The 24,296-nt window shown below is 50.5% G+C and carries 19 protein-coding genes and 1 pseudogene; 5 read left to right on the top strand and 15 right to left on the bottom strand.

Annotated elements, in window-relative coordinates; all coding sequences use genetic code 11:
* Window positions 1–62: 62 nt before the first annotated feature.
* The 5 genes and pseudogenes from IPI86_RS10655 (at window position 63) to IPI86_RS10635 (ending at window position 6,572) form a co-directional block, all read left to right on the top strand.
* Window positions 63–2,795 carry a glycoside hydrolase family 3 N-terminal domain-containing protein gene (locus IPI86_RS10655; protein WP_345297990.1) on the top strand — a complete coding sequence of 911 codons (2,733 nt, stop codon included), beginning with the start codon at window positions 63–65 and terminating at the stop codon, window positions 2,793–2,795.
* Between the two features lie 148 nt (window positions 2,796–2,943).
* Window positions 2,944–3,955: pseudogene (locus IPI86_RS10650) on the top strand (hypothetical protein).
* A gap of 111 nt (window positions 3,956–4,066) precedes the next feature.
* On the top strand, window positions 4,067–4,666 hold the full coding sequence (locus tag IPI86_RS10645) for a peroxiredoxin-like family protein (RefSeq protein ID WP_345297989.1): 600 nt from the start codon (window positions 4,067–4,069) through the stop codon (window positions 4,664–4,666).
* A gap of 6 nt (window positions 4,667–4,672) precedes the next feature.
* Window positions 4,673–5,833, top strand: coding sequence for an ABC transporter permease (locus IPI86_RS10640; RefSeq protein ID WP_345297988.1), 1,161 nt, complete (start codon window positions 4,673–4,675; stop codon window positions 5,831–5,833).
* A 7-nt stretch (window positions 5,834–5,840) separates the two neighbouring features.
* Window positions 5,841–6,572, top strand: coding sequence for an ABC transporter ATP-binding protein (locus tag IPI86_RS10635; RefSeq protein WP_345297987.1), 732 nt, complete (start codon window positions 5,841–5,843; stop codon window positions 6,570–6,572).
* 75 nt (window positions 6,573–6,647) lie between these two features.
* On the opposite strand, the gene IPI86_RS10630 is transcribed toward IPI86_RS10635, so the two are convergent.
* From IPI86_RS10630 to IPI86_RS10560, 15 genes are all read right to left on the bottom strand, one after another.
* A complete protein-coding gene (locus IPI86_RS10630) occupies window positions 6,648–7,799 on the bottom strand; it encodes a choice-of-anchor Q domain-containing protein (protein WP_345297986.1) in 1,152 nt (383 codons plus the stop codon).
* Between the two features lie 659 nt (window positions 7,800–8,458).
* The gene (locus tag IPI86_RS10625) at window positions 8,459–8,896 is read right to left on the bottom strand and encodes a CSLREA domain-containing protein (RefSeq protein ID WP_345297985.1); all 438 of its coding nucleotides are present in this window, start codon (window positions 8,894–8,896) and stop codon (window positions 8,459–8,461) included.
* Window positions 8,897–8,998: 102 nt separating this feature from the next.
* On the bottom strand, window positions 8,999–10,477 hold the full coding sequence (locus IPI86_RS10620; protein WP_345297984.1) for a DUF4832 domain-containing protein: 1,479 nt from the start codon (window positions 10,475–10,477) through the stop codon (window positions 8,999–9,001).
* 58 nt (window positions 10,478–10,535) lie between these two features.
* Window positions 10,536–11,108, bottom strand: a complete 573-nt coding sequence (locus tag IPI86_RS10615; protein ID WP_345297983.1) for a DUF4874 domain-containing protein — start codon at window positions 11,106–11,108, stop codon at window positions 10,536–10,538.
* A 199-nt stretch (window positions 11,109–11,307) separates the two neighbouring features.
* Complete coding sequence (locus IPI86_RS10610; protein ID WP_345297982.1) at window positions 11,308–13,086, bottom strand: choice-of-anchor Q domain-containing protein; 1,779 nt, start codon at window positions 13,084–13,086, stop codon at window positions 11,308–11,310.
* A 218-nt stretch (window positions 13,087–13,304) separates the two neighbouring features.
* The gene (locus IPI86_RS10605; protein ID WP_345297981.1) at window positions 13,305–13,799 is read right to left on the bottom strand and encodes a hypothetical protein; all 495 of its coding nucleotides are present in this window, start codon (window positions 13,797–13,799) and stop codon (window positions 13,305–13,307) included.
* A 114-nt stretch (window positions 13,800–13,913) separates the two neighbouring features.
* The gene (locus tag IPI86_RS10600; RefSeq protein WP_345297980.1) at window positions 13,914–14,441 is read right to left on the bottom strand and encodes a hypothetical protein; all 528 of its coding nucleotides are present in this window, start codon (window positions 14,439–14,441) and stop codon (window positions 13,914–13,916) included.
* A gap of 222 nt (window positions 14,442–14,663) precedes the next feature.
* Window positions 14,664–15,311, bottom strand: a complete 648-nt coding sequence (locus tag IPI86_RS10595) for a hypothetical protein (RefSeq protein WP_345297979.1) — start codon at window positions 15,309–15,311, stop codon at window positions 14,664–14,666.
* 205 nt (window positions 15,312–15,516) lie between these two features.
* Window positions 15,517–19,143, bottom strand: coding sequence for an S-layer homology domain-containing protein (locus IPI86_RS10590; protein WP_345297978.1), 3,627 nt, complete (start codon window positions 19,141–19,143; stop codon window positions 15,517–15,519).
* Window positions 19,140–19,598, bottom strand: coding sequence for a hypothetical protein (locus IPI86_RS10585; RefSeq protein WP_345297977.1), 459 nt, complete (start codon window positions 19,596–19,598; stop codon window positions 19,140–19,142). The genes IPI86_RS10590 and IPI86_RS10585 overlap by 4 nt, the downstream gene beginning before the upstream one ends.
* A gap of 73 nt (window positions 19,599–19,671) precedes the next feature.
* The gene (locus tag IPI86_RS10580; RefSeq protein WP_345297976.1) at window positions 19,672–20,217 is read right to left on the bottom strand and encodes a hypothetical protein; all 546 of its coding nucleotides are present in this window, start codon (window positions 20,215–20,217) and stop codon (window positions 19,672–19,674) included.
* Entirely contained in the window at window positions 20,184–20,573 is a 390-nt protein-coding gene (locus IPI86_RS10575; protein WP_345297975.1) for a hypothetical protein, read from the bottom strand. The genes IPI86_RS10580 and IPI86_RS10575 overlap by 34 nt, the downstream gene beginning before the upstream one ends.
* 736 nt (window positions 20,574–21,309) lie before the next feature.
* On the bottom strand, window positions 21,310–21,780 hold the full coding sequence (locus tag IPI86_RS10570) for a hypothetical protein (RefSeq protein ID WP_345297974.1): 471 nt from the start codon (window positions 21,778–21,780) through the stop codon (window positions 21,310–21,312).
* Complete coding sequence (locus IPI86_RS10565) at window positions 21,777–22,661, bottom strand: Ig-like domain-containing protein (protein WP_345297973.1); 885 nt, start codon at window positions 22,659–22,661, stop codon at window positions 21,777–21,779. Before IPI86_RS10565 ends, IPI86_RS10570 begins: the two co-directional genes overlap by 4 nt.
* A gap of 242 nt (window positions 22,662–22,903) precedes the next feature.
* Entirely contained in the window at window positions 22,904–24,292 is a 1,389-nt protein-coding gene (locus IPI86_RS10560) for a glutamine synthetase family protein (protein ID WP_345297972.1), read from the bottom strand.
* Window positions 24,293–24,296: the final 4 nt, after the last annotated feature.

Genomic DNA, 24,296 nt, shown 5'->3' with positions numbered 1-24,296 from the left:
ACGCCGCCCGCCAGGCGGCGTCAGTTTTATTTTAAAAGCAAGTTGTGTTATAAGGGGATGCGATGAAAATAACCCGAATTTTTTTGCTGGTCATTATTCTGGCCATGCTGGCCCCCGTTCCGGTGCAGGCGCAGACATCGCAGCCTCCTGCCACCGTGGCTGCGATTTTGAGTTCCATGACCCCCGAAGAACGCGTCGGACAGCTTTTTCTTGTTACTTTTACAGGTACGGATGCCAGCGCCGCTTCACAGATCGATGAACTGATCACCCGCTACCATGTTGGCGGTGTGGTATTGCTTGCCCAAAATGATAATTTTTTGCCCGCACCGGATACCACCTCTGGGACACATGCACTGATCGGCAGCCTTCAACAACTAGAATGGCAGGCTTCCGTCAACCCTGTCTTTAATGTCGCGACCGGGCAGCAGGAGAAAGCCGAGTTCGTTCCGCTTTTTGTTGGCATTGCACAGGAAGGCAATGGCTATCCCACCGACCAGATTTTGAATGGCTTGACCCCGCTGCCTAGCGAAATGGCAATCGGTGCCACCTGGAATAGTGACCTTGCCATGCGCGTGGGCGAAGTACGCGGAAGAGAACTATCCTCCCTCGGTTTTAATTTATACATGGGACCCGCCCTCGATGTTCTGGAAGTCCCCGCCGTCTCTGGTGGAGATTTGGGTACCCGTGTTTTTGGCGGCGACCCATACTGGGTGGGGGAGATGGGGCGTGCCTACATCACTGGCTTGCATACGGGCAGCGAGAGCCAATTGCTTGTCATCGCGAAACACTTTCCCGGCGTAGGCGGCTCCGATCGTTTACCCGAAGAGGAAGTTTCCACCGTTCGCAAATCCCTTGAGCAGTTAAAGCAGATCGAGCTTTATCCATTCTTTGCCGTGACAGGCAATGCAACCACACCTGAATCCATGGCGGATGGTTTGCTGGTTTCCCATATTCGCTATCAGGGTTTTCAGGGAAATATCCGCGCAACCACACGACCGATCAGTTTTGACCCACAGGCGTTAAAGCAAATTCTGGCTTTGCCGCAGTTCTCAACATGGCAGGCCAACGGCGGGCTGGTCATCAGCGATGACCTTGGCACAAAAGCTGTCAGCGAATTCTATGCGTCGGGGGGCGGGCAATTTTCGGCGCGTACTGCCGCGCGGGATGCCTTCCTCGCCGGGAATGACATGTTGTATCTTGGCAATATTATTTCCAATGATTTCCCTGATTCGTTTACGACCACGACCAGCATCATTGAATTTTTTGCGCAGAAATATCGCGAAGACCCCGCTTTCGCCCAACGCGTGGATGAATCAGCGGCACGCATCCTGACTGTAAAAACTGGTTTGTACGGAAACTTTACACTTCAAAATGCTCTTGTGCCCGCCTTCCGTTTGTCGAACCTGGGTACAGCCACCGAAGTGCCGTTTGAAGTGGCTCGAAATTCCGCAACCCTCATCAGCCCGGACTTGCAAGACCTGGCGACGGTCATGCCTCTTCCTCCGCAGGCTGATGAAAGCATGGTCTTTATCACAGATACGATAAACATCAAGCAATGCGCTGAATGTTTGGAACAGCCTTCGCTTGCAGTGGACGCTTTGCAGCAGACCGTCCTCCAACTTTACGGTCCGCAAAGTGGAAATCAAACGAACAATTTCAGACTCGCTTCTTATTCGCTTCAGAATTTAGAAACCCTGCTCAATGGCGAAGAGACCCCGTTCATTGAAGATGATATCAATCGCGCTGATTGGGTCATTCTTTCGCTGACAGATGCCGCGCAAGGTCAGGCCAGCCTGATCAGCCGCTTTTTGCGCGAACGACCCGACCTATTGCGCGAGAAACGCGTGATCCTTTTTTCCTTTGGCGCACCATATTATTTTGACACGACCACTACTTCAAAATTCACCGCTTACTTTGCGCTTTACAGCAAACAGCCGCAATTTGTAGATGTAGCCGCACGGCTGCTGTTTCAGGAGTTATCACCTTCTGGGGCGTCGCCCGTCTCGATCTCTGCGGTTGGTTATGAGCTGAACTCTGTCATGTCACCGAATCCGAACCAGATCATTCCGCTCTTTCTGGACCTCAAGCCTGTTGTAACAGGAACTGAATCACCACTCACCCCGGAACCGACTCCGATCCCGCTGTTCGAAATTGGCGACACCATCGCGATCCGTACTGGCGTAATTCAAGATAGGAACGGACATTCTGTTCCCGATGGAACGGTCGTGCAATTCTCCATGAAGTTGACAGGAGAGGGCGCTGGTATTTTGCAGCAAGTGGATGCGGTCACCACGCAAGGGGTGGCGCGCGCCGCATTTGGCTTGGATAAGCCCGGCTTGTTGGAAATCAGTGTGGTCAGCGAACCCGCCGTGATCTCGGAAGTATTGCAATTGGATGTCTCGCAATCTGGTGCAGTAGCCGTGACCGTGGTCGTCCCCGAATTGACCCAGTCCATCGAACCCACGCCTGAAACCATCCCCGTTGAAGTGGTGGATGCTTACATTACCAAGGATGGTTATCCGCGATTTTCCGCGTGGCTGGTTGCCATGCTCTTTTTGGTATTTAGCATCTGGGTCAGTTACAGTACGGGTATCCGTATTACAGACCGTCATTCCGCGTTCCGCTGGGCGCTGGGAATCGCGTTGGGCGGCCTGCTGGCATACAACTACCTCGCGTTTGGATTATTCAACAGCATGGGCTGGCTGACCATAAGCGGACTTTCGGGTGTGGTCCTGTTCGTATTCATTGGAGAAGTGCTTGGATTTGCCGCAGGCTGGGTGTGGTCACGGCAGTAATTCAAAGAACATAGGTACATGGTTCAAGCCGCCGTTCTCTCGGCGGCTTTTTCTTTGCCTGCAAACCAGTACATTTGTAGTGATTTCTGTTTTTGTAAAGCATGTTATGATAATTTTCAATCACTTTGAATTAGGAGGCTAATTATTTATGGCGACCAAGGTAACCAAGAACAAAGAAAAACAACCGCCGATCTTATTCGATAAAACCCAGGCGATCATCAAACAAGTGAATAAAATGCTCGGCGGCACGCTGGTGACCTATTTCAACAACCCGCGTGGAAGCGTCTGCCATGACGATGTGCTTGCCTTTGCATGAACTGCTTGAAAAGATCGGACATCAGCCGAAGATCTATCTTTTCCTGAAATCCAGCGGCGGCAATGGGCAGGCTTCTTTGCGCCTTGTCAATCTCCTGCGCCAATATTGCGACGAAGTGATTGCCGTGATCCCGCTTGAATGCGCCTCCGCCGCCACAATGATCACCCTCGGCGCGAACGAAATTCAAATGGGGCCGATGGCCTACCTTACACCGGTCGATACCTCGTTGACTCATTCTCTTTCTCCGCTCGATCGCGACAATGACCGTGTCAGCGTCAGCCTCGATGAACTGACCCGTGTTGTCCGCTTGTGGCAGGGACAAAATGAAGATGCCAAGGAGAATCCATACAAGGAATTGTTCCAGCACGTTCATCCACTGGTTATCGGCGCAGTGGATCGGGCTGAGTCACTCTCCATCATGCTGTGCAAGGAACTTTTGGCGTACCATATCAAGGATGAGGCTGAAGCGGATCGGATCGCCAATTCCCTGAATGCAAAATATCCGTCGCATGGCTATCCCATTTTGTTCGAAGAGGCGAAGCGCATCGGTTTGAAAGTCAAGCACCTAGCCCCGGAGATCAATACCCTTTTGCTCGAATTAAATGAGCTATACAGTGAAATGGGCCAGCGTGCCACAACCGATTTCGATGACACCCACGCGCACGGAAACGAGATCCTCAATATTTGGGAATCAACGGGCGTGCTTGTCTATTATCAACAGGATAAAGACTGGTTCTACCGCACCGAAGAGCGCCGCTGGATCTCCCTGAATGACATCAGCCGCTGGAGGCGAATGGCTAAAGTGGGGAATAAGGTGGAAAAATCAATCTTGCACATCTCTTGATAAAACCTGTGCAAAACCTGTGCAATCTGATAGAATCTGAGAGTCTCAGTATGGCAAAATTCCGTTGCTGAACAAGCACGGAATTTTTGCAAATATGGAACCAAGGATTCTATGGCAAACCAAACCCAACTAAAATTCAACGACCTTGCGCCCGATGCAACCCTGCTCGACGCAAACGGCAAACCGATACAGCTTTCCTCGCTTTGGAAGGACAAGGTATTGGTGCTGGCCTTTACCCGCCATTTTGGATGTCCACAATGCAAAGAGATGGTGGACCAATTGATCGACGCGCATCAAGCCCTGACCGAGAGAGGGATGCTGCTCGCAATCGTTTCTCACGCCTCGGCAGAATCAGCCAAACAGTTCTGCGAACAACGCGCTCCCAGTGCCACCTGCCTCGCCGACCCGGACCGTGGCGCCTATCATGCCTACGGCTTGTATCGCGGCACCTTCTGGCAGACCCTGCTCTCGCCGCGCATCTGGCTCTCGAATCGTAAACTTGCACGCACAAAAGGCTATAAGCCCGAATTGCCATCCCCCGGACAGGATGCCTATCAAATGTCCGGCACATTCATCATCGGCACCGATGGGCGTGTCCGCCTGCCCTATTATTACGAAGATATTGCCGATCACCTGCCTGTGGATCTGATCCTGCATGGCATCATGGGTGTGGATTGGAATCGGCCTTATGACAGCAAACCTGTGGTGTAAATCAGAATGAATAACTTTTTTCTTGCAACTTATCTCGCTATAAAAGAAGTGATCCGTAATCGCGGCCGTTTTTTCCTGGTGGCTTTGGTGATCGCGTTGATCACGGTTCTTGTTCTCTTCATTGCCGCGTTGGGTGAAGGGTTGTCCGATGCGAATCGGCAATACGTGGCAAACCTCGATGCGCAGCTGATCGTCTTTTTGGAAAAATCAGATTACAGCATCACCGCGAGCCGACTGGAAACAAACACTGCCAAAGCGGTTCGCCGTGTGGAAGGGGTGGCGGATGCCGGTCCGATCTATACCTCCAACTCTGAAATTGTTTCCCTGCCCGAGCCACTCAAAATATCCATGTTGGGTGTGGAAGCAGGTCGCCCCGGCATGCCGCCGCTTTTGGAAGGCAGATATTTCCGCGGAGGCGGTGCACGCGAAGCCGTGATGGATATGAGCGTGGCCCAGCGCACCAACCTAAAGATCGGCGATGAAATCGAAATCCGCTCCACACAGGGCACCGATGACCAGTTTTACACCTTGGAGATCGTCGGGCTGGTGGATGAACAGGCATACTTCTTTCAGCCGACCATCTTCGTCCCTGCCACAACCTGGGAATTGATGCGTCCGCAATCTGAATCTGACTTGAACAGTGACACTCCTTTTCCGAACATTATCGCTGTCAAGTTGACAGACCCTTCGCAGGTCGAAGCGATGAAGACACGTCTTGAGGATCAGATTTCGAACATCGAAGTTGCGGATATCGAGACCACCATCAACAACATCCCCGGGTACACCGCCCAGCAGGGGACCGTTCAAACGCAGGGCGTATTTACCCTGTTGATCGGTATCCTCGTCATCGGCGGCTTTTTCCAGATCCAGATTCTGCAAAAGGTTCCACAGATCGGTGTGTTGAAGGCGATCGGTTCATCCAATTTTGTGGTGGGACTTGCCGCGATCATCCAAATCATCATCGTCACCGCCATGGGTGTTGGGATTGGTGCAGGCTTGAATTATCTATTTTCTCTGGGTCTGCCTCCATCCATTCCATTGGCCTTCAACGGGACGCGTTCGCTTATTGCGATTGCCTTGCTTTTGTTCATTGGACCTCTCGGCGGAATGGTCTCCATTATTTATGCAGTTCGCATCGAGCCGCTCAAGGCTCTTCGGTTAGGATAGATGTAATATGTCAAATATAGCTCTTGAAGTTCGTGACCTGGTCAAATCCTTTTCGCTCGATGGCGCAACCATCAATGCAGTGGACAATGTGTCGTTTCAGGTGAAGTCTGGTGAATTTGTTGCACTGGTCGGCCCCAGCGGTTCAGGCAAGACCACTTTGCTCTCCATTCTGGCGGCTTTGCTCACCCCCACCAGCGGACAGGTTTTGATCGACGGGCAGGATCTTGCCCAAATGAACGAGAAAAAGCGCGTGAAATTGCGCCGCGAAAAGATCGGTTTTACCTTTCAATCCAACAATTTGATTCCTTTTCTCACTGCACAGGAAAACGTGGAATTCATGCTGCGCCTGAATGGTGCGCTGGGTCGTGCGGGGAAGATCCGCTCTGGGGAATTGCTGGCAAGACTCGGGTTGGCGGAACGTTTGCATAATCTTCCCGCTCAAATGTCTGGCGGTCAGCAGCAACGTGTGGCGATTGCCCGTGCCTTGATCCATCAACCCGCCGTAGTGTTGGCCGATGAACCCACCGCTTCATTGGATACCGAACGCGCCTTTCAGGTGGTGGAAACCTTTGCTCATCTCATCCACGAAAATGAACGCGCGGGTATCATGGTCACTCACGACCTGCGCATGTGTCAATACGTGGATCGCGTTTTGCAGATGCAGGATGGAAAACTGGTGCGTGAGTATTCCGCGAAAGAAGAGATCATGGAACTTGCTCTTGGCACGATGAAGCATTAAGTTTGTGCAGGTTCTTCAATATAAAAAGAGACAGTCACTTTAAAATGGTGACTGTCTCTTTTTATATTTATTGACTTATGGCAATGGAATGTTCTTTGCTTTTACTATGAGATACGCGCCCCAGGCACGATCTACAAGTTCGGATGGACAGAATAACGGCTTGCCTGTGCCACTATCCGTGCCACAGGCGGGAAGCAATCCATCCCGATACGCCTGCTCTGCCCAGCCGATGCCCCAATAACTTGTATCGGTCATGTCTGCAAATAAGGTGCCAGTCCCTGCTGGGGGAGTGTAATTGACACCATACTTCATGCGCAGACCAAAGACACTGGCCTCAACTCGCGGAAGTTGTGTGGCAGGGCAATACATCAATGGGCTGGGTTGGCATCCAGCAGTGAGGCCTTCCTGCCACATGCCTTCGGCCCAAGGTTCTGCCCATTCAAAACCTGTCCAGTCATCGGTGAAGGTATCCCACGGAGCGGGTGGAGGGGAATAGGTGGAGCCCATTTGTCCACGCAGCATAAAGACGGCAGATTGCGCACGGTCGAGGATGGTATCGGGACAATACATCAATGGGCTGGTGCTGCATCCCGCTGTATAGCCAGCCTGATACAGGGCTTCAATGTAATCATGGAGGGGATGATCGAAGGGTACATCTGCAAAGGTGGGTGTGCCGCCACTTTCTGAAGATTCAAATGCGCCGACATCACAGGCATTTCCTTGCGGACGCGTAGTTCCACGCTGGTCAGTTGCAGGGCAGACGGAGTCATCGCCTGCATCAATGGCAACCGACCCGGTGAGCAAGGCCATGGTTTGAGTTGGACCGCCGTTATCAGCGAGTGGGCTAAGATGTGGATCGCCACTCAGAGTAGCAAGGCAAGAGCCGTCTTCTACCAAGTTGTTGACGTTAGCTGTGATGATGTCATCATTAACGCAATCGAAATTTGAAGTAGAGTTGGCGATAATGCTATTAGCATAATGTAGTGCGCCCCTGTAGTTATATATACCACCACCATAAGTGGCAGAATTCCCTGAAATGGTACTATTTGTTACGTTTACTGTGCCGTTGTCGTAGTCATAATATCCGTTATTAATTCCGCCGCCATAGGTGGCAGAATTAATAGAAAATGTGCTGTTGGTTATATTGGCTGTTCCGGTTTCGTTCTGGATACCGCCGCCCTTCATAGAAGCGGAGTTACTTGTGAGCGTGCTGTTTGTTATAGCCAATACTCCCCAGTTAAAGATTCCGCCGCCATAGCCAGCTTGATTGTTAGAGAATGTACTATTTGTGATGTTTGTGTTGGCGGCTGGAGCATTGAAGATTCCGCCACCCCTGTAGAAGTCCCCATTGCCAGTAGCAGAATTTTCTGAGAACGTGCTGTTTGTTACATTCAGTATGTATCCATTGAATACCCCGCCACCCTGGGTAGCAAAGTTGCTCGAGAATGTGCTGTTTGTTATATTGACTGTTCCACTTTGACTGTAGATACCACCACCAGAACTATATTCTGAATGGTTGTTAGAGAATATGCTGTCCGTAATAGTTAATGTACTGTAGTAGTTATAAATGCCACCGCCGCCAGCAGAATTAGCAAAATTTCCGGAAAGCGTGCTATTAGTAATGGTCAGTGTGCCATAACTGTAGATGCCACCGCCCTTTTGATAAGCAGAATTATCAGATAGTGTGCTGTTTATTATATTCAGTGTGCCACCATTATTGATTCCCCCACCGTAGGAACCAGTATTATTTGAGACTGTGATGTTATTAGAGATTGTACTATTTGTGATAGTAAGGGTACCTTCGTTGAGTATGCCGCCACCAATTGAGCCACCTATGGCACAAGAACCAGAACACTGTCCATGCCGCACAGTTAGGCTACCGAGGGTCAGATTCCCGTATCGCTTACTTCAAAGACGCGATAACTGGCGGGAGTACAACCGCCTGGCAGTGTGATAGGGTTGCATGTTGACGCCTGAATAATTGTATTTGCCGAGCCGTTGCCGTTAATGACAATCGTAGAGGTCACAGCTGGCAATTGGCTTCCATCCAGTGTAATAGTGTAATTTACTTCAAAGGTGATGGTGTCTGTTCCCGCACCCAATGCGCATTCGCCTGCGGATGTGTAGAGTTGCGAATCTCCATTTGCATTCGTAATAGCCTCGCGCAGGGTACAGGTCCCATCATCTGCAATCGTGTCTGCATTGCTGTTGACAACAATGCCTGCTGCGTACGCAGGCGTGGCAAATACCGCGCTTCCCAATAAGGAAGCCAGCAAGGCAAAAAGGGTAAATATATTGAAGCTTGATTTGAAGTGGCTTTTCATAACATGTATCTCCCTTAATTATTTTTTTAAAACCCCCAAACTAGGTCATCCCCAAAAGCGGATTTAGTTAGGAAGCTTGAATGATTTGATTTATTATAAATGTCAGTTTATTTTTGGCAAAGGCTTTACAGCTTCCGTTTCAAAAAGTCCCCGAAGGCTTTGCACGGCCTTTAGGGACTTTTTCAACATGGGATAAGTAGGACCAACTCGTAAAAAACTATGGCAACGGAATGTCTTTGCCATCACAATGAGATACGCACCCCAAGCGCGATCCACAAGTTCGGAGGGACAAAATAGCGGTTTGCCTGTGCCGCTGTCCGCGCCACAGGCGGGGAGTAATCCATCCTGATATGCCTGCTCTGCCCAGCCGATGCCCCAATAACTTGTATCGGTCATGTCTGCAAATAAGGTGCCAGTCCCTGCAGGAGGAGTGTAATTTACACCATACTTCATGCGCAGACCGAAGACACTAGCCTCGACTCGCGGAAGTTGTGTGGCAGGACAATACATCAATGGGCTGGGCTGGCATCCAGCAGTGAGACCTTCCTGCCACATGCCTTCAGCCCAGGGCTCAGCCCATTCAAAGCCTGTCCAGTCATCGGCGAATGTATCCCACGGAGCGGGTGGAGGAGTGTAACCGGCGCCCATTTGTCCACGCAGCATGAAGACGGCAGATTGGGCACGGTCAAGGATGGTGTCGGGGCAGTACATTAATGGGCTGGTACTGCATCCAGCGGTGTATCCAGCTTGGTAGAGGGCTTCGATGTAATCGTGGAGAGGGTGGTCGAAGGGAACATCACCGAAGGTGGTGGGAATTCCAGCAGAAATTGATATTGTGTGAAATAGATTGTTGAATCCTGTGGCAGGCTCCCAAGTGCTTGCGTTTGCCAATTGTATCGAATACTCTGGCCTTGAGTTTAGGGTATCTTCCGCATCGGGAAGGTTGAGCAGAAGTTCATAACTGCCAGCTGGGATATTGGTTGGCAATAGGATCGTTTCTTGAATTGTGGTGGTCACTCCGGCTGCCCAAAAACGAGGGTCGCTTTTTAGGGGAAGATGGTAAATTTCGCCAGAAGAGGAGTTGCGCAAAATCAATTCACCTAGCCGTGGATTGATCGGAGCAGCGAACCCATCATTTCTAATGGAAATATGAATATCCATTCCACTGCCTGTCTGTGCTGCATCGGGATACGTGCCTTCGATAAGCGTAAAGCGATATCCCAGTTTCTTCTTCATGGTATCTAAACATCCCTGGCTATTCCAGTTGGATATGGTTGTTTCCAGATAGTCCGTGTTGATATAGGACCAATGAAACCGTTCCATCTCTTCCAATGCTGTTGTGCAATTTGTGCGTGGAGGTGCCCATGTATTGTTCTCGCCTCCCATTGGCAGGTAGGCAGTTTCAGCATCCAGCCATGGATACTCTTCAGATATATCGGTATAGGTTCCCATATCGTCTGGGCTGGAGACAAAAGCGTCATTAAATTGCCCTATCCGTGATATGGCGCTACCGTTGAATGCCTGCTCCGGAGTGATAGCCGCTGCTTGATACATGGTGCGTTTATAGAACGGTGCACGCAATGAGACCATCCTTGTTGATGGCAAGACTTGCAGCATTTTTTCGACAACGGCTTTTCGATCAGCCCATTGTTGGGCTGAAATAACACCCTGATCGCCAAAGTGACTGGTGTAATACCATTCTCCCCCACTGGCCGATAAAACCCGCCTGCCAGACATAGATCACGTCGCTGTTCGACTGAAGGATCGGTGCGAGTTGGTCTATATGTGACAGGATTTGAGCAAGGCTTGCATCTACATTATCCGTGCTGGTGTATGAAAAGCGGAGCACAACTTTCAAGCCAGCGGAGCGGATTGTATTCAATTGTGTTTGTAGTGTATTTAGGGTCGTCTGGTTGATTGCTGAGGTTTTGAAATTGGTGAGGTAGAAGTTGCAAAGAACCAGGCTAATATGTTCAGCGGCGCGGTAATTTTGAAGCGTGGCAAGGTCGAAAAGGTCACTTTCACAAGGGGAATAGGTATGCAGGAAACCTCGTTCGGGGTTGGTGATTATGGTGGTTACAGGGTCATAGGTTACTGTTGCAGAATTTGCCTGTGCTCGTGCAATTCTCTGAAATGAGCTGTTGGGGATGGTGTTTAAAATTACCGATAGCAGAATTATAAGGGCGAGGCTAAATTTAATGTGGATTCTCATAAGACACTCTCCATACAAGTAAATTTGAAAATGCGCCACGGTAAATATTCTGTACCCTCATTATATAGGAAAACAAAGGCCTGGAGGAATCCAAAATTCCTCCAGGCCTTGTTTAATATTTGTTAATCACACGGCAAGCGGAACTTACCTGTAATAGTCTATGATGATTTTATGAACCTATCTGTGGCAGCAAACCTTTTTATGGCAAACCAAACGCCCTCACCAGGAAGACTGCCATTTCGGCGCGGGTGACTGAGTTGTCGGGACAGTAATTCCCGCCGCCGCATCCACTGGTGATGCCTTCAAATGCCAGCTGTTCGATCCAGTCCACTGCGAAGGAGCCGAGTGGAACGTCACCGAAGACCATGCCAGTTGCGGCTGGAGGGGTGTAAATGCTGCCATGTTCACCGCGCAGGAGGAAGATTGCCATTTGCGCGCGGGTGATGGTCGCGTTGGGACAATAACTTCCATTACCGCATCCGCTTGTAATTCCTTCGAGTGCCAATTGTTCGATCCAGTCCGCGGCAAAAGCATTAGCTGGGACATCGACAAAGACCGTACCAGTTGCGGCGGGGGGAATGTATGCACTACCATGCATGCCACGCAGGATAAAAATCGCCATCTGTGCACGGGTGACAGTTGCATCGGGGCAATACATTAACGGAGAGGTGGAGCATCCACTTGTGATACCAGCGTTATATAAACTTTCAATATAATTGAATGCCCAATGGGTGCTGGGAACGTCCGTGAATGTAGGTGAATTCGAGTCTGCTTCATATGCGCCAATATCGCAAGAACCACCTTGTGGACGCGACGTGCCGCGCTGATCAGTTGTAGGGCAAATAGAGTTATCTCCTGTATCAATAGCAACTGACCCGGTGAGCAGACTCATAGTTTTGGTAGGTCCGCCATTATCGGTAAGTGTGCCAAGATTAATTTCCGCCCAAGTCTTGTTGTTTGAACTGCCGCAAGAGTTGTCTGTCGCAAGGTTGTAGGCATCTGCTGTGATTACCCCACTGCAATTAGAAAAGATATTACTTTTTGCTACGATAGTATTATTTAATGTTACTGTGCCTTTGTAGTTGTAGATATTGTTACCGTAAGGGGCGCTGTTATCAGAAATGGTGTTATTCATTATTGTCAAATGGCTGGCAATATCATTGTAGTATCCACCGCCAATATCAGCCGAATTACCAGTCACGGTATTATTTGTTGCAGTCATGGTCGAAATACCGCTATTGTAAAGGCCTCCACCCATAACTGCAGAATTGCCATAGAATGTACTTCTTGTTACAGTTGAAGTACCGTAGCTTCCAATACCTCCTCCATAGAGGGCGTCATTAGTTGAGAAGGTACTGTCGGTCACGGTGATTGTTCCAAAACTGCCAATTCCACCACCATCACTACTGGAGGAATTGCCTGATACAGTGCTGCTGCTGATCTCTAATGTGCCATCATTATAAATTCCACCGCCGATCGTCTGATTTGTAGCGCATTGGCCACTACACTGACCGTGCCGTAAAGTTATTTTGTCGAGAGTAAGGTTACCGGTGCTATTAACCTCAAAGACGCGATAACTGGCTGGAGTGCAACTGCCAGGCAGTGTGACAGGATTGCATGATGAGGCCTGAATGATCGTATTGGTCACACCATTGCCATTGATAATGATTGTAGATGTCACAACAGGTAGCTGGCTTCCATCCAGTGTGATGGTGTGATTTGCGGCAAAGGTGATGGTATCTGTACCAACGCCCGATGCACATTCACCGTTTGTGGCGTAGAGTTGCGAATCACCGTTCGCGTTGGTAATTGCTTCACGCAGAGTACAGGTTCCATCGTCTGCAATTGTGTCTGCATTGCTGTTGACAACAATACCTGCTGCGTACGCAGGCGTGGCAAATACTGCGCTTCCCAACAAGGAAGCCAGCAAGGAAAAGAGGGTAAATATATTGAAGCTTGATTTGAAGCGGTTTTTCATAACATGTATCTCCCTTTTTTTGAAACCCCCAAACTATGTCATCCCCAAAAGCGGATTTAGTTAGGAAGCTTGAATGATTTGATTTATTATAAATGTCTGTTTATTTTTGGCAAAGCTTTACAGCTTCCGTTTTCAAAAAAAGTCCCCGAAGGCTTTACACGGCCTTTAGGGACTTTTTAACATGAGATATGGGATAAGTAGGACCAACTCGTAAAAAACTATGGCAACGGAATGTCTTTTGCCATCACAATGAGATATGCGCCCCAGGCACGATCCACAAGCTCGGAGGGACAAAATAGCGGTTTGCCCGTGCCACTGTCCGTGCCACAGGCGGGGAGTAGTCCATCCTGATATGCCTGCTCTGCCCAGCCGATGCCCCAATAACTTGTATCGGTCATGTCTGCAAATAAGGTGCCAGTCCCTGCAGGGGGAGTGTAGTTTACACCATACTTCATGCGCAGACCGAAAACACTAGCCTCGACTCGCGGAAGTTGTGTGGCAGGACAATACATCAATGGGCTGGGCTGGCATCCAGCGGTGAGGCCTTCCTGCCACATGCCTTCGGCCCAGGGTTCAGCCCATTCAAAGCCTGTCCAGTCATCGGCGAAGGTATCCCACGGAGCGGGTGGAGGGGAATAGGTGGAGCCCATTTGTCCACGCAGCATAAAGACGGCAGATTGAGCGCGGTCAAGGATGGTGTCGGGACAATACATTAATGGGTCAGTGCTGCATCCTGCTGTGTAGCCAGCCTGATATAGGGCTTCGATGTAATCGTGAAGAGGGTGGTCGAAGGGAACATCGCCAAAGGTGGGGCGGATTCGCTGATTTCATGCATAAAGACATCTGTAGATCCATTTCGTATCCCCGCTGACTAAATTGTCAGCTTTCGATTGAAACACCACATGGTGACCATCAGCAGATAAGGATGGCCAAAGAATAACCATATTGATATTCATCTGCGCACCACTGGAATTAATAGAGGCGCGTGTTGTGGTTTTTAATACCGTATCACGCACAAAAATATCCGGCGTATTGTTTGTATCTCCATTTACTAGATTTGAAGCGCTGGATTCAAATGAGATATAACGTCCATCTGCTGATATGGAAGGATATCCTGAATGCCCATTGCTTTGTGCACCACTTGAATCGACGGAGATACGTGTGGTGATTCCTGTTACTGTATCGTGCATAAATATGTCCTCGGCGCTATTTGTATCACCGCTGACCATATTGTTTGCCATTGATCCAAAAACTACATAGCGTCCATCAGCAGAGATGGATGGATGGTATGATGGACGTCCATTCCCTTGCATACCGTTTGAATCAACAGAGACTAGTGTGGTGATGTTTGTCACTGTGTCGCGCACGAAAACATCGTGTATTGAGTTTGTGTCTCCGCTAACCAGGTTGCTATCGACTGAAACAAAAACTACATAACGACCATTTGCTGAAATGGATGGATGTTCGAAATTGTGATTATCACTCCCTGCTGGAATACCAAAATATAAAAAAAAAAAAAAAAAAAAAAAATTAAAAAAAAAAAAATATTTTTATTTATTTATATTTAAAAAAAAAAATTATTTCGAATCGACAGAAATACACGATGTAGTGTTAGTTTGAGTGTCATGCATGAAGACGTCTATCTCTCCATTTGTATCCCCTCTTACTAAATTAGTAGCGAAAGACTCAAAAATCACGTAGCGTCCATCAGCAGAAATGGATGGGTAGTACGACGCCCTATTTGCTTCTACGCCGTTTGAGTCAACCGAGACGCGTGTAGTGATGCCATCTTGAGTATCACGCACAAATACATCAAGTGTCCCATTTGTGTCTCCACCTACAAGATTGGCCCAAGAATAAAATGCTACATAACGACCATCAGCTGAAATGGAAGGGTCAAAGGAACTATTATTTGCTTGGCTGCTTGTACCAACTGAGACACGTGTGGTGGTATCTGTCAGGATATCGCGTATGAAAACATCTTCTACTCCGTTTGTATCCCCACTGACTAAATTACTGGCTTGAGACATAAAAGCTACATAACGTCCATCAGCAGAAATTGATGGATGGTGCGAGCCATTGAGGCTTGCCGTGGCTTGCGCGCCACCGGTAGCAACTGAAACCCGGATGGTGTCACCGGGCGCGGCCAGGGCTGGGGTTGCCAATGTAAATATAATGATAAATATAATAGAGAATATACGGGAAATTGAAACTTTGGAAATCATATTAACCTCCACTGTGAAATGTTAATTTTTTGAATTATCCCACTATATAACATTTGGCTAAAGATAGAGTAGTGATTTAAGTCATTTAAAGGAGCAAATCACTGCTGACTGATTTGTTGAGTATAAAAATCCTTTAAGTAACACATTCCCTCAAGATTTTGAAATCTTGAGGGAATGTGTAAATCATAAGTTGCTGAAATATGTTCTACGGCAAACCAAACGCCCTCACCAGGAAGACCGCCATTTCAGCGCGGGTGACTGAGTTATCGGGACAGTAATTCCCGCCGCCGCATCCACTGGTGATGCCTTCGAATGCCAGCTGTTCGATCCAATCCACTGCGAAGGAGCCGAGTGGAACGTCACCGAAGACCGTGCCTGTGGCAGTTGGAGGCGTATAAGCGCTGCCATGTTCACCGCGTAGGAGGAAGATGGACATTTCTGCACGAGTGATGGTTGCATCGGGACAGTAGTTGCTATTGCCGCACCCGCTGGTGATGCCTTCGAGTGCCAGTTGTTCGATCCAGTCTGCGGCGAAGGCACCCGCTGGGACGTCGGCAAAGACCGTGCCGCTTGCGGGTGGGGGAGAATATGCTTTGCCGTGAATGCCGCGCAGGATGAAAATCGCCATCTGTGCGCGTGTCACGGTTGCATCAGGGCAGTAGGTCAGCGGCATTGTTCCACATCCACCAGTGATACCCGCTTTATAAAGGCGCTCAATGTAGCTGTTTGCCCAATGACTGAATGGGACATCTGCGAAAATGGGGTTGGGTCCCCCGCCTCCGCCGCTAAAGGTGACCGTGACAGTGTAATCCTTGGTTGAAGCGTCGACGGCAGTCACTGTGTAGATCACCGGATTTGTGAAGTCATTGGCTGTTGTTGCGCTGACTTGTGGAGTAGCGCCCACTGCCACCGATGCGCCTGTTGTGGTAAAGGTTGCTACAAGCGCTGTCACGTTGGTTCCAGATGGAACGGTGATCGAAATATTGGTTCCACTGATCGAGCCTATAGCCGCCGGGCTCGTGAAACTGAAAGCAGTAATATCTTTTGTAGAGATATCATAGGTTACGCTGTTATCTGTACTGGTGGATGCTATGCTATTCAAGTTGGCGGCGATGTCCTGGACGCTTCCTGAGATGACGGAGGCAATTACTGTTCCTGTCCCTGCCATGCCACTGACTTCGACATTGAAGGTCGTGCCATTATTAGGCGCGATCTCTGTGACCGCAAAGGTTGTCGCCTGGCAGGTACCGCCCAGATTCACATCGCCCGAGCCAAAACCAGTAATGGGTTCGCTAAAGACCACCGTAAAGTTGATCGGACTGTTGCCGGTTGGGTCAGATTGAGTCGCTGCCTGGTTGATGGTCATGGTGGGTGCAACACTGTCCACGATCCAAGTGAAGCTGGCAGGGGTGCCATCCACGTTGCCAGCAGCATCGATTGCCCACACCTGGAAGGTATGGCTTCCATTGCTCAAGGCGTTGTAGGTCTTTGTGCTGGTGCACGCGGCAAATGCAGCGGCATCCAACTTGCACTCAAAACTGGCGATCCCGGTGCCGGCACCATCATTCCCACTAAAATCAAAGTTGGCGGTAGTGCTGTTGGCTGGGTTGGCCGGATTGGCTGTAATTGTCGTGTCTGGCGCGGTTGCATCCACAACCCAAGTGAAGGAGGCGGGAGTTGCATCCATGTTACCTGCATTATCAATGGCGCGTACCTGCAAGGTGTGGCTGCCATCACCTAAACCTGTGTAGCTCTTTGGGCTGGTGCAGGTACTGAAACCGCCGCCATCCAAATCGCATTGGAGACTGGCCACACCGGTGCCGCTATCTGTGCCACTAAAGGTGAAGGCTGCACTCGTGCTTGTCGTCGGGTTGGACGGGTTGGTATTAATGCTGGAATCAGGTGCGGTCGCATCGAAGGTGACGCTGTTGTCGATGGGGGTGGAGGCACCGTTCGGTTTTGATGCCAGGTCAACTGCTACGCTCGCCGGTATGCTGGCGAGCACTGTGCCGGGGCCGCTCATGCCGCTGACTGCCACATTGTAGATCGTTGGGCCGCCGCTAATAACAAAGGTGAGTGCTCCTGGTGCGCTGCCAGCACTTAGGTCAACATCGCCAAGGTCGGCAGTTTCAAAGTCTGTCACCGCTTCGCTGAACACCACCCTGAAATTGATCGGGCTGGCGTTGGCGGGGTCATTCTGACCCACTGCCTGGTCAACGGTCACACTTGGGGATGTTGTGTCGTATAAGACTGAGTTGTCTACGGGGCTGGTTGATGCTGCGCTTAGGTTGCTTCCATCGGTTGCCGCCCCAGCTGGGACGGTGGCAATGACCGATCCGTCGCCGGTCATACCGCTGACGGCTACGTTGTATGTTGTTGGGCCGCCAGTGATCACGGTGCTGAGTGTGCCCGGGGTGGTGCTGGCGCTCAAGGTTACATCAGCCGCATCGTCGAAGTCAGAGACCGTTTCGCTAAAGACCACTGTAAAGTTAATTGGACCGCTGCCTGCCGGGTCAGGTTGTCCAACAGCGGTATTAATCGTCACCGTTGGTTGGGTAGCATCGTAGGTGACCGTATTATCTCCGGTCGTGGAAGCGGCGCTGAGATTGGTTGAGTCGGTGGCCGCCCCTGCAGGAATATTGGCGATGACCGTTCCATTGCCGACCATGCCGCTAACAGCCACATTGTATGTGATCGGACCACCAGTAATGAGAACAGTTGTGGCTACTGCAGTGCCGGTGATAGTCACATCGGCTGCGTCGTCGAAATCTGTTACGGCTTCGCTGAAAACAACTGTGAAGTCGATCAAAGTGTCACCGGTTGGGTCGTTTTGCCCTGCCGCCTGGTTGATGGTGACCGTAGGTGCACTGTTATCCATCGTGTAGGTCTCATCAGTAGATGGTTCGACATTGGCCACCGGGTTGCCAGCTTGATCGGTGATGGACATTGTGAGGCTAAAGTTCAGCCCAACAACGCCATTCAGGTTTGCCAAGTCGCCGCCAGAGACGTCGAGAGAGTATGTGCCATTGGAGAAATTGACGAGGCCTACGCCGGTGACCGTGGCAGTGGTTCCGGTGAGAACAAAGTCATTTGTGCCGATCGTCCCGGGGCCACCGATGGATTCGCTGAAGTCAACTTCAAATTGCAGAGTGTCGCTGCCTGTTGGGTTGGTGACTGGCGTTCTTCGCTGAAAGTAACTGGTGGTCGGCGCAGTGGTATCAACCACGATATCTTCGTTGGCACGCAGCGAACCTGCAGCGCCCGGTGTGGCAAGAGTCAGCGTTGCGTTATTGGTGGCACCATCCTGGATGGTCGCGCCATTAAGAGCCAGCGCTGAAATGCTGGTGTAATCAAGATCAGTGGAGGTATCTCCGGCTTGAACGGTATACGTGAAAGTCAATGTGTCGGTGCCACTGCCGCTGGCGTAGTCGATGGTCTGGTCGATCGCACCAGTTTCCAGCGTGAGTTGAGGCGTTCCAACGACGCTCACAGCTTCGCTGAAAGTGACCTGAATGCTGACCGTGTCGGCGGCGTTGCAGTAATCCGTAGCGACATTCAGGATGCAGCCTGTATTCGCATTGCTGGAGACATTCGATACCGTTGGCGCGATCTTGTCAATATCATAGACCTGACCGGTGAAGTTTAAATTGGTTACATCATGTGTGAGACCCACGGCGCTGGTCATGTTTAAGCCGAGCGTGCCCTGACCTGTACCCGTGCTCGCGGTCACCGTCCATGCCGTGGCAGGCGCGCTGCCAATAGGAGTAACGGTTGTGATTGCAGGGGCTCCGCCGAGACCGCCATTGACTAATGTGAAATTACTGCTGGTCAAGCCCGAGACGGCATTCGCGAAAGTAACTGTCCATGAAACAGGATCAGCATTCGTTGGGGAGGATCGGCTCGATTAATGGAACTGACTGATGTATCGGGCAAATCCACTGGCGTGACAGTTGCATCGCTCGCGCCTCCTGCCGACGGGTCGTCTGTCAGCACATTTGCGAAATTCCCTCCGCTGACGGTTCCCTGATTCGAGATCTGAATTTTGCCAGCGGGCAGGGGATTATCCACCGTCACACGGAATTTGATGGTGACACTCTCACCTGCAGGCAGAGCGCCTATTGAAATCGGGCCTACGGTTTCACCAGATCGCATAGGAGCAGGCTGTACAGCGAGAAAGAGCGGTTTTCCGCCGCCACTAGTCGAAGCGTTGACGGCGGTATTGTTCAGATTATTCTCTGAGGCTTGTGCAGAAGCAGATGCGATGGCAAACACGTTTGCAGAGTTCAAGTTCGTGTTTACGGTTGTTGTGTCATTTGCTATATTGTTATAAGTTGACTGAACATTTGCCAAAGTATCATTACTAGGAGCCATTGCTATTGGCTGTGACAAGTTGCTCCACCTGTATAGCCGCCGCCTGCTCCGCTTGCTGATGCGCTCCCCGGTTCACCAGCACTGCCAGTATTTTGACTCTGGATGAAAGCCACCACTTGCGCCAACGAACCTGCTGTTTGGTCAGTGCCACCTCCATAACCAGGAACCTTACTGTGGGCTCCTGCCGCTTACGTAAGCGGAAATCATCCGGCGCACCGCCACCATGACTAAAGGTGTTAGCGAGTCCACCAGCGCCCCCTAATTGTAAGCAGACATTATTCGTATCAACATTGCCGAACACATTTGTGCTGGTGATACCGAAATTTGTTTGGATCGCTTCGCGTGCGCCAGCATCTACTTGCTGATCAATGATATTGCTTTGCACAGTTAGATTAAGCACGCTGTCACCATCGCCTGCTTCTGTCAAAATGCCACGGTCAAAACATTGACGGATGGTGTTTCCGGTGACCGCTGAATTGTGTGTACCATTGCCGCGCGCGTCTATATAAAAACGCCATTCGCTTGCGATGAGCACGAAAAGGAAACGCCTGAGGTGCCGATGACGTTGTTGCGGACAAAACCGTCGAAAACTGCCGCCGCGCTAGAGGTACCGAGAACGACGCTGACACCGTTCGAGGGCTGCGCCGTGATGTTATTGCCGTTGATATCGTAATCAATTCGTCCATTCCACCCGGGTACGCCTGTCGCCGCATTAATCGTAATCCCCTGTCCAAGTGGGGTTGAGTGCCCACCTGTCAGTGTGTTGTTTGTGAAATTGACATTGAGGATGCCGCTATTAAGAGCGGCTGTCTGGAAATGATCACCCTCTATTGATGCAAAGAAACTGCCGGAGACGCTGATCGCCATATTTGCTGTGCCACCAGCTTCCATAAACACACTATCATTGGCATCTCCATTCGCAGCATTAGCACGGAATTGACTGCCTGTAATGTTAAAATGACGTAAGCGCTATGCCACTATTATTACGAATGCTGACACCGTTATAATACGAATTCTGAACTGTCGAATTTGTGATACTTCCCGTTCCGTGCAGCCCGTCGGGCGTAATGCTACTTGAATCACCGAAATCCAGACCATTCTCGTTTAACGCGTTGCCGTTGCTGTCCAGAAACGATGATGATAGGCTAAACCTGGGTGACATTGGTTCCTGCACTCCATCATTGCCCGAATTGATCAGCCGAAGGCGAGTGATGGAGATATTGCTGGTATTGGTTAGCAATATGCCTGGGCCAGTGGTGTTCTGAATAGTTCCGCCTGTACAATCGGCGGTGACTGGCGCAGTCACAGTAGCTGCTGAGGCAGGTGGCCCACTCCCAACAGACCCACCACAAAGCCCACTAGAATTCCCGGTAATAGTAAGCCCGCCACTGCTACCGGTAGTATTCAGAACAATAGCATTCACCGCGCCATTGGCTGAAATACTGCGGAAGGTTAAATTGCTTGCGCCGATAGTGGTATTGGCAACATTCAACGCCGTACCTGTGCTGGTAGTTATCGTATTAACAATCGAAGTATTATTCTGAGTAGCGCTGACCGTGCCGCCGCCAGTCACAGTGAAGGCTGGGTTGGTGCCTGTGGAAAGCGCCAGACCACCTGTAAAAGTTAATTATTGCGCCAGTATTTGTATTGAGATTGATACCGTGTCAGTGTCGGTGATCGCCCCGCTGAAGGTTACCGTACCACCTGTCTTGCCGGTCACGTTGACAGAGCGGGCAGAACCGCTCGCAATCGTAGCAGCGTTGTTGATGGTGGCGGTACCGCCGTTGATATCAAATGAGTTGCCGGTTGCGCCAGAAAACGCACCCGCGCTGATTGTTAACGTGCCTGTCAAGGGACTTGCCAACGCAACATTGTTTGTCCCGCCGCTGGATGTCACCGAAGAGAACGTTGCACTCAATGTGCCGTTGGTGAGGCTGAGCGCCTGACCCGTAGTGTTGACGATCACATCGGCAACGGTCAATGTGCCAAAGCCGGAACCTGAAATGGCGCTGCCGCTGGAATTGCCTGCCGTAAAACCGTTAAGCGTATTACCGCTGTTGAGCGTCACACCGTTGCCGCCAGCGTTTTGGATGGTCACCGCTGGAGCACCGTATTCATTGCCGGGAACGACGCGCTGCCGCTGGGTGGCGTCAGGCCTGTAATCGCGGACAACGAAGATGTTGAGTCCTGCCCGATCAGCTTTTGTCCGCTTAATAAGGTAACACCGCCAGTATATGCGGTGCCGCTTTCATATAAGAAGATATTGTCATTGGCGGCAGGATTATTGCCTGTGCCGTTATTGAGTGTGTTGAATGCCGCCAGGGTCGAAAATGGATTCGAAAGACGGCCGCATCCAGCCGCCAGCGTGGTACAGGCAGAAGCGCCGTTGTTGATAAACCAGACCATGCCGCTGACGGTAATACTTACTGTCGCATTGTTGCTGCCGGTGGAATTACTCAGGGTATATGTAAAAGTATCGGTGCCTTCATAACCGGGCGGTGGGTTGTAAGTAAAAGAACCGTCCGCATTGACGGTCACATTGCCGCCCTGTGCGCTGGTTGCATCAAAAGCCGTGATCGTTGCCGCAGGGTTAAGGCCGAGATAATCATTGGCCAGCACACCGGAACCTGCAGCGATGGAAATCGAGAGGTTGCCAGTGGCGGTATAGCTTTCGTTGATCGCGATGGGGGAAACGGCGAGCGAACCGCCGACTAGGGTGGTATTTGCATCTATGGTATCAGTGAACGCTACCCCGGTCGCATCTGTGCCGACGTTTGGAATGGTCACGGTATACTCGATGATCTCGCCAGGGTCGGCTTTTCCATCACCGTCATCGCCGATAATGGCGTCGGTCTTCGATGCGGAAATACTTGGCACCAGAAGAGGGCTGGCCAAGGCCGGTAGAATGGGAGATAAAAATATAATTAAAGTAGAAATCAAACCAATTGACACAAGAGTCGTGTGTGTAAAACGGCGCATAAAATTCTCCATATTAAGCAGTAAAAATCAGTGGGATCGTCATTTGAAATATCATGCCAAGTAAACAATAAAATACCCAGAATAAACTGGACAACTTTAGTCCATTATATAGCATGGATTGCTTTTAGAAGATGTTTTATGGTTTGCAAGACAATTACAGATTCAAAAAGAAAGACCCTAAAGGCTTTATCAACCTTTAGGGTCTTTCTTCTAATATGGATTACTGAAAACTGACGCCAGAACTACGCGGTTTCCAAATACTTCGTGATCTCGTAATCGGTCACGCGCAGGCGGAACTCATCCCATTCTTCCCATTTCGCGCGGAGGTAGGCTTCGAATAGATATTCACCGAGAGCCGACTTCAACACTTCGTTCTTTTCCAGTTCTTTCAAGGATTCAGCCAGCGAGCCGGGCAGTTCGGTCACACCCAGCTTGGTGCGTTCGGCCTTATCGAGGTGATAGAGGTTGATGTTGTTCAACGCCTTGGGCGCCTTCATGTTCTTATCGATGCCATCGAGGGCGGCAGCAAGCATGACGGTGAAAGCCAAATACGGGTTGGACGATGGGTCAGGGAAGCGCAGTTCAGCGCGGACAGCCTTGTCACGTCCTTCGGTGTAGCGCGGAATGCGGATCAACGCCGAGCGATTCTGCTGAGCCCAGCCGATGTACACGGGTGCTTCGTAACCAGGGACCAGACGCTTATAGGAATTCACGGTCGGGGCAACCACACCAGCGAGCGCGCGGGCATGTTCCAACTGACCGGCAATGAAGGAGTATGCCAGTGGGGAGAGGTGGGCTTCATCCTTCGCATCGAAGAACAGGTTGTTGCCGCTCTTGATATCGAAGAGAGACTGGTGACAGTGCATACCAGAGCCATTAATGCCGTACACAGGCTTCGGCATGAAAGAAGCGGTCAATCCGTGTTGAGCAGCGATCGCCTTCACGGTGTACTTCAAGGTCAATACATTGTCGGCGGCCTTGAGCGCATCCGCATAGCGGAAGTCAATTTCGTGCTGGCCCAATGCAACTTCATGGTGACCCACTTCCACATCAAGTCCCATGGCATCGAGGGCTTCCATCAACGCGGTGCGAACGACTACAGCCTCATCGAACGAAGAGAAATCGAAATACCCGCCCGTATCGTGGGGGACGGGGTGAACGCCATTCCCATCCGAAGCCTTGAACAGGAAGAACTCGGGCTCGGGTCCGATGTTGAGCTTCCAGCCGCGGTCAGCAATTTTCTTGAGAATGCGCTTCAACGCGCCGCGCGGATCGCCATCGAAGGGATCGCCGCCCGGGGTGTAAATATCGCAGAACACACGCGCGCGTTTTGAATCCGTCGCAGACCAGGGCAGCACGGCATAGGTCTCGGGGTCGATCTTCAGGCGCATGTCACTTTCCTGAATGCGCGCAAAGCCTTCCACCGATGAACCATCGAACCATGCGCCGTCTTTCAGCACATCTTCGAGGTGGCGGATCGGCATATCCACACTCTTGACCGCGCCCATCACATCCGTAAACTGGAGTGACAGGAACTTCACATTGTCTTCCTTTACACGTTTGAGCAGATCTTTGTTATCCATTTTGTTTCTCCTTTTTATTTTTTTGTTTGATGTTTGACCACTGATCATTTTC

The sequence above is a fragment of the Candidatus Villigracilis affinis genome (genome assembly GCF_016705895.1).
Lineage (GTDB): Bacteria > Chloroflexota > Anaerolineae > Anaerolineales > Villigracilaceae > Villigracilis > Villigracilis affinis.
The sequence above is the reverse complement of the archived record's forward strand: the minus strand, read 5'-3'. Positions and strand labels throughout refer to the sequence as shown.

Coding starts and splice junctions, on each gene's coding strand:
- IPI86_RS10655 (WP_345297990.1), top strand. CDS start 63: ATGAAAATAACCCGAATTTTTTTGCTGGTCATTATTCTGGCCATGCTG.
- IPI86_RS10575 (WP_345297975.1), bottom strand. CDS start 20,573: ATGGAAGCTGGTGGCACAGCAAATATGGCGATCAGCGTCTCCGGCAGT.
- IPI86_RS10595 (WP_345297979.1), bottom strand. CDS start 15,311: ATGATTTCCAAAGTTTCAATTTCCCGTATATTCTCTATTATATTTATC.
- IPI86_RS10565 (WP_345297973.1), bottom strand. CDS start 22,661: ATGCGCCGTTTTACACACACGACTCTTGTGTCAATTGGTTTGATTTCT.
- IPI86_RS10645 (WP_345297989.1), top strand. CDS start 4,067: ATGGCAAACCAAACCCAACTAAAATTCAACGACCTTGCGCCCGATGCA.
- IPI86_RS10635 (WP_345297987.1), top strand. CDS start 5,841: ATGTCAAATATAGCTCTTGAAGTTCGTGACCTGGTCAAATCCTTTTCG.
- IPI86_RS10605 (WP_345297981.1), bottom strand. CDS start 13,799: ATGTATTGTCCCGACACCATCCTTGACCGCGCTCAATCTGCCGTCTTT.
- IPI86_RS10640 (WP_345297988.1), top strand. CDS start 4,673: ATGAATAACTTTTTTCTTGCAACTTATCTCGCTATAAAAGAAGTGATC.
- IPI86_RS10625 (WP_345297985.1), bottom strand. CDS start 8,896: ATGAAAAGCCACTTCAAATCAAGCTTCAATATATTTACCCTTTTTGCC.
- IPI86_RS10615 (WP_345297983.1), bottom strand. CDS start 11,108: ATGAGAATCCACATTAAATTTAGCCTCGCCCTTATAATTCTGCTATCG.
- IPI86_RS10560 (WP_345297972.1), bottom strand. CDS start 24,292: ATGATCAGTGGTCAAACATCAAACAAAAAAATAAAAAGGAGAAACAAA.
- IPI86_RS10610 (WP_345297982.1), bottom strand. CDS start 13,086: ATGAAAAACCGCTTCAAATCAAGCTTCAATATATTTACCCTCTTTTCC.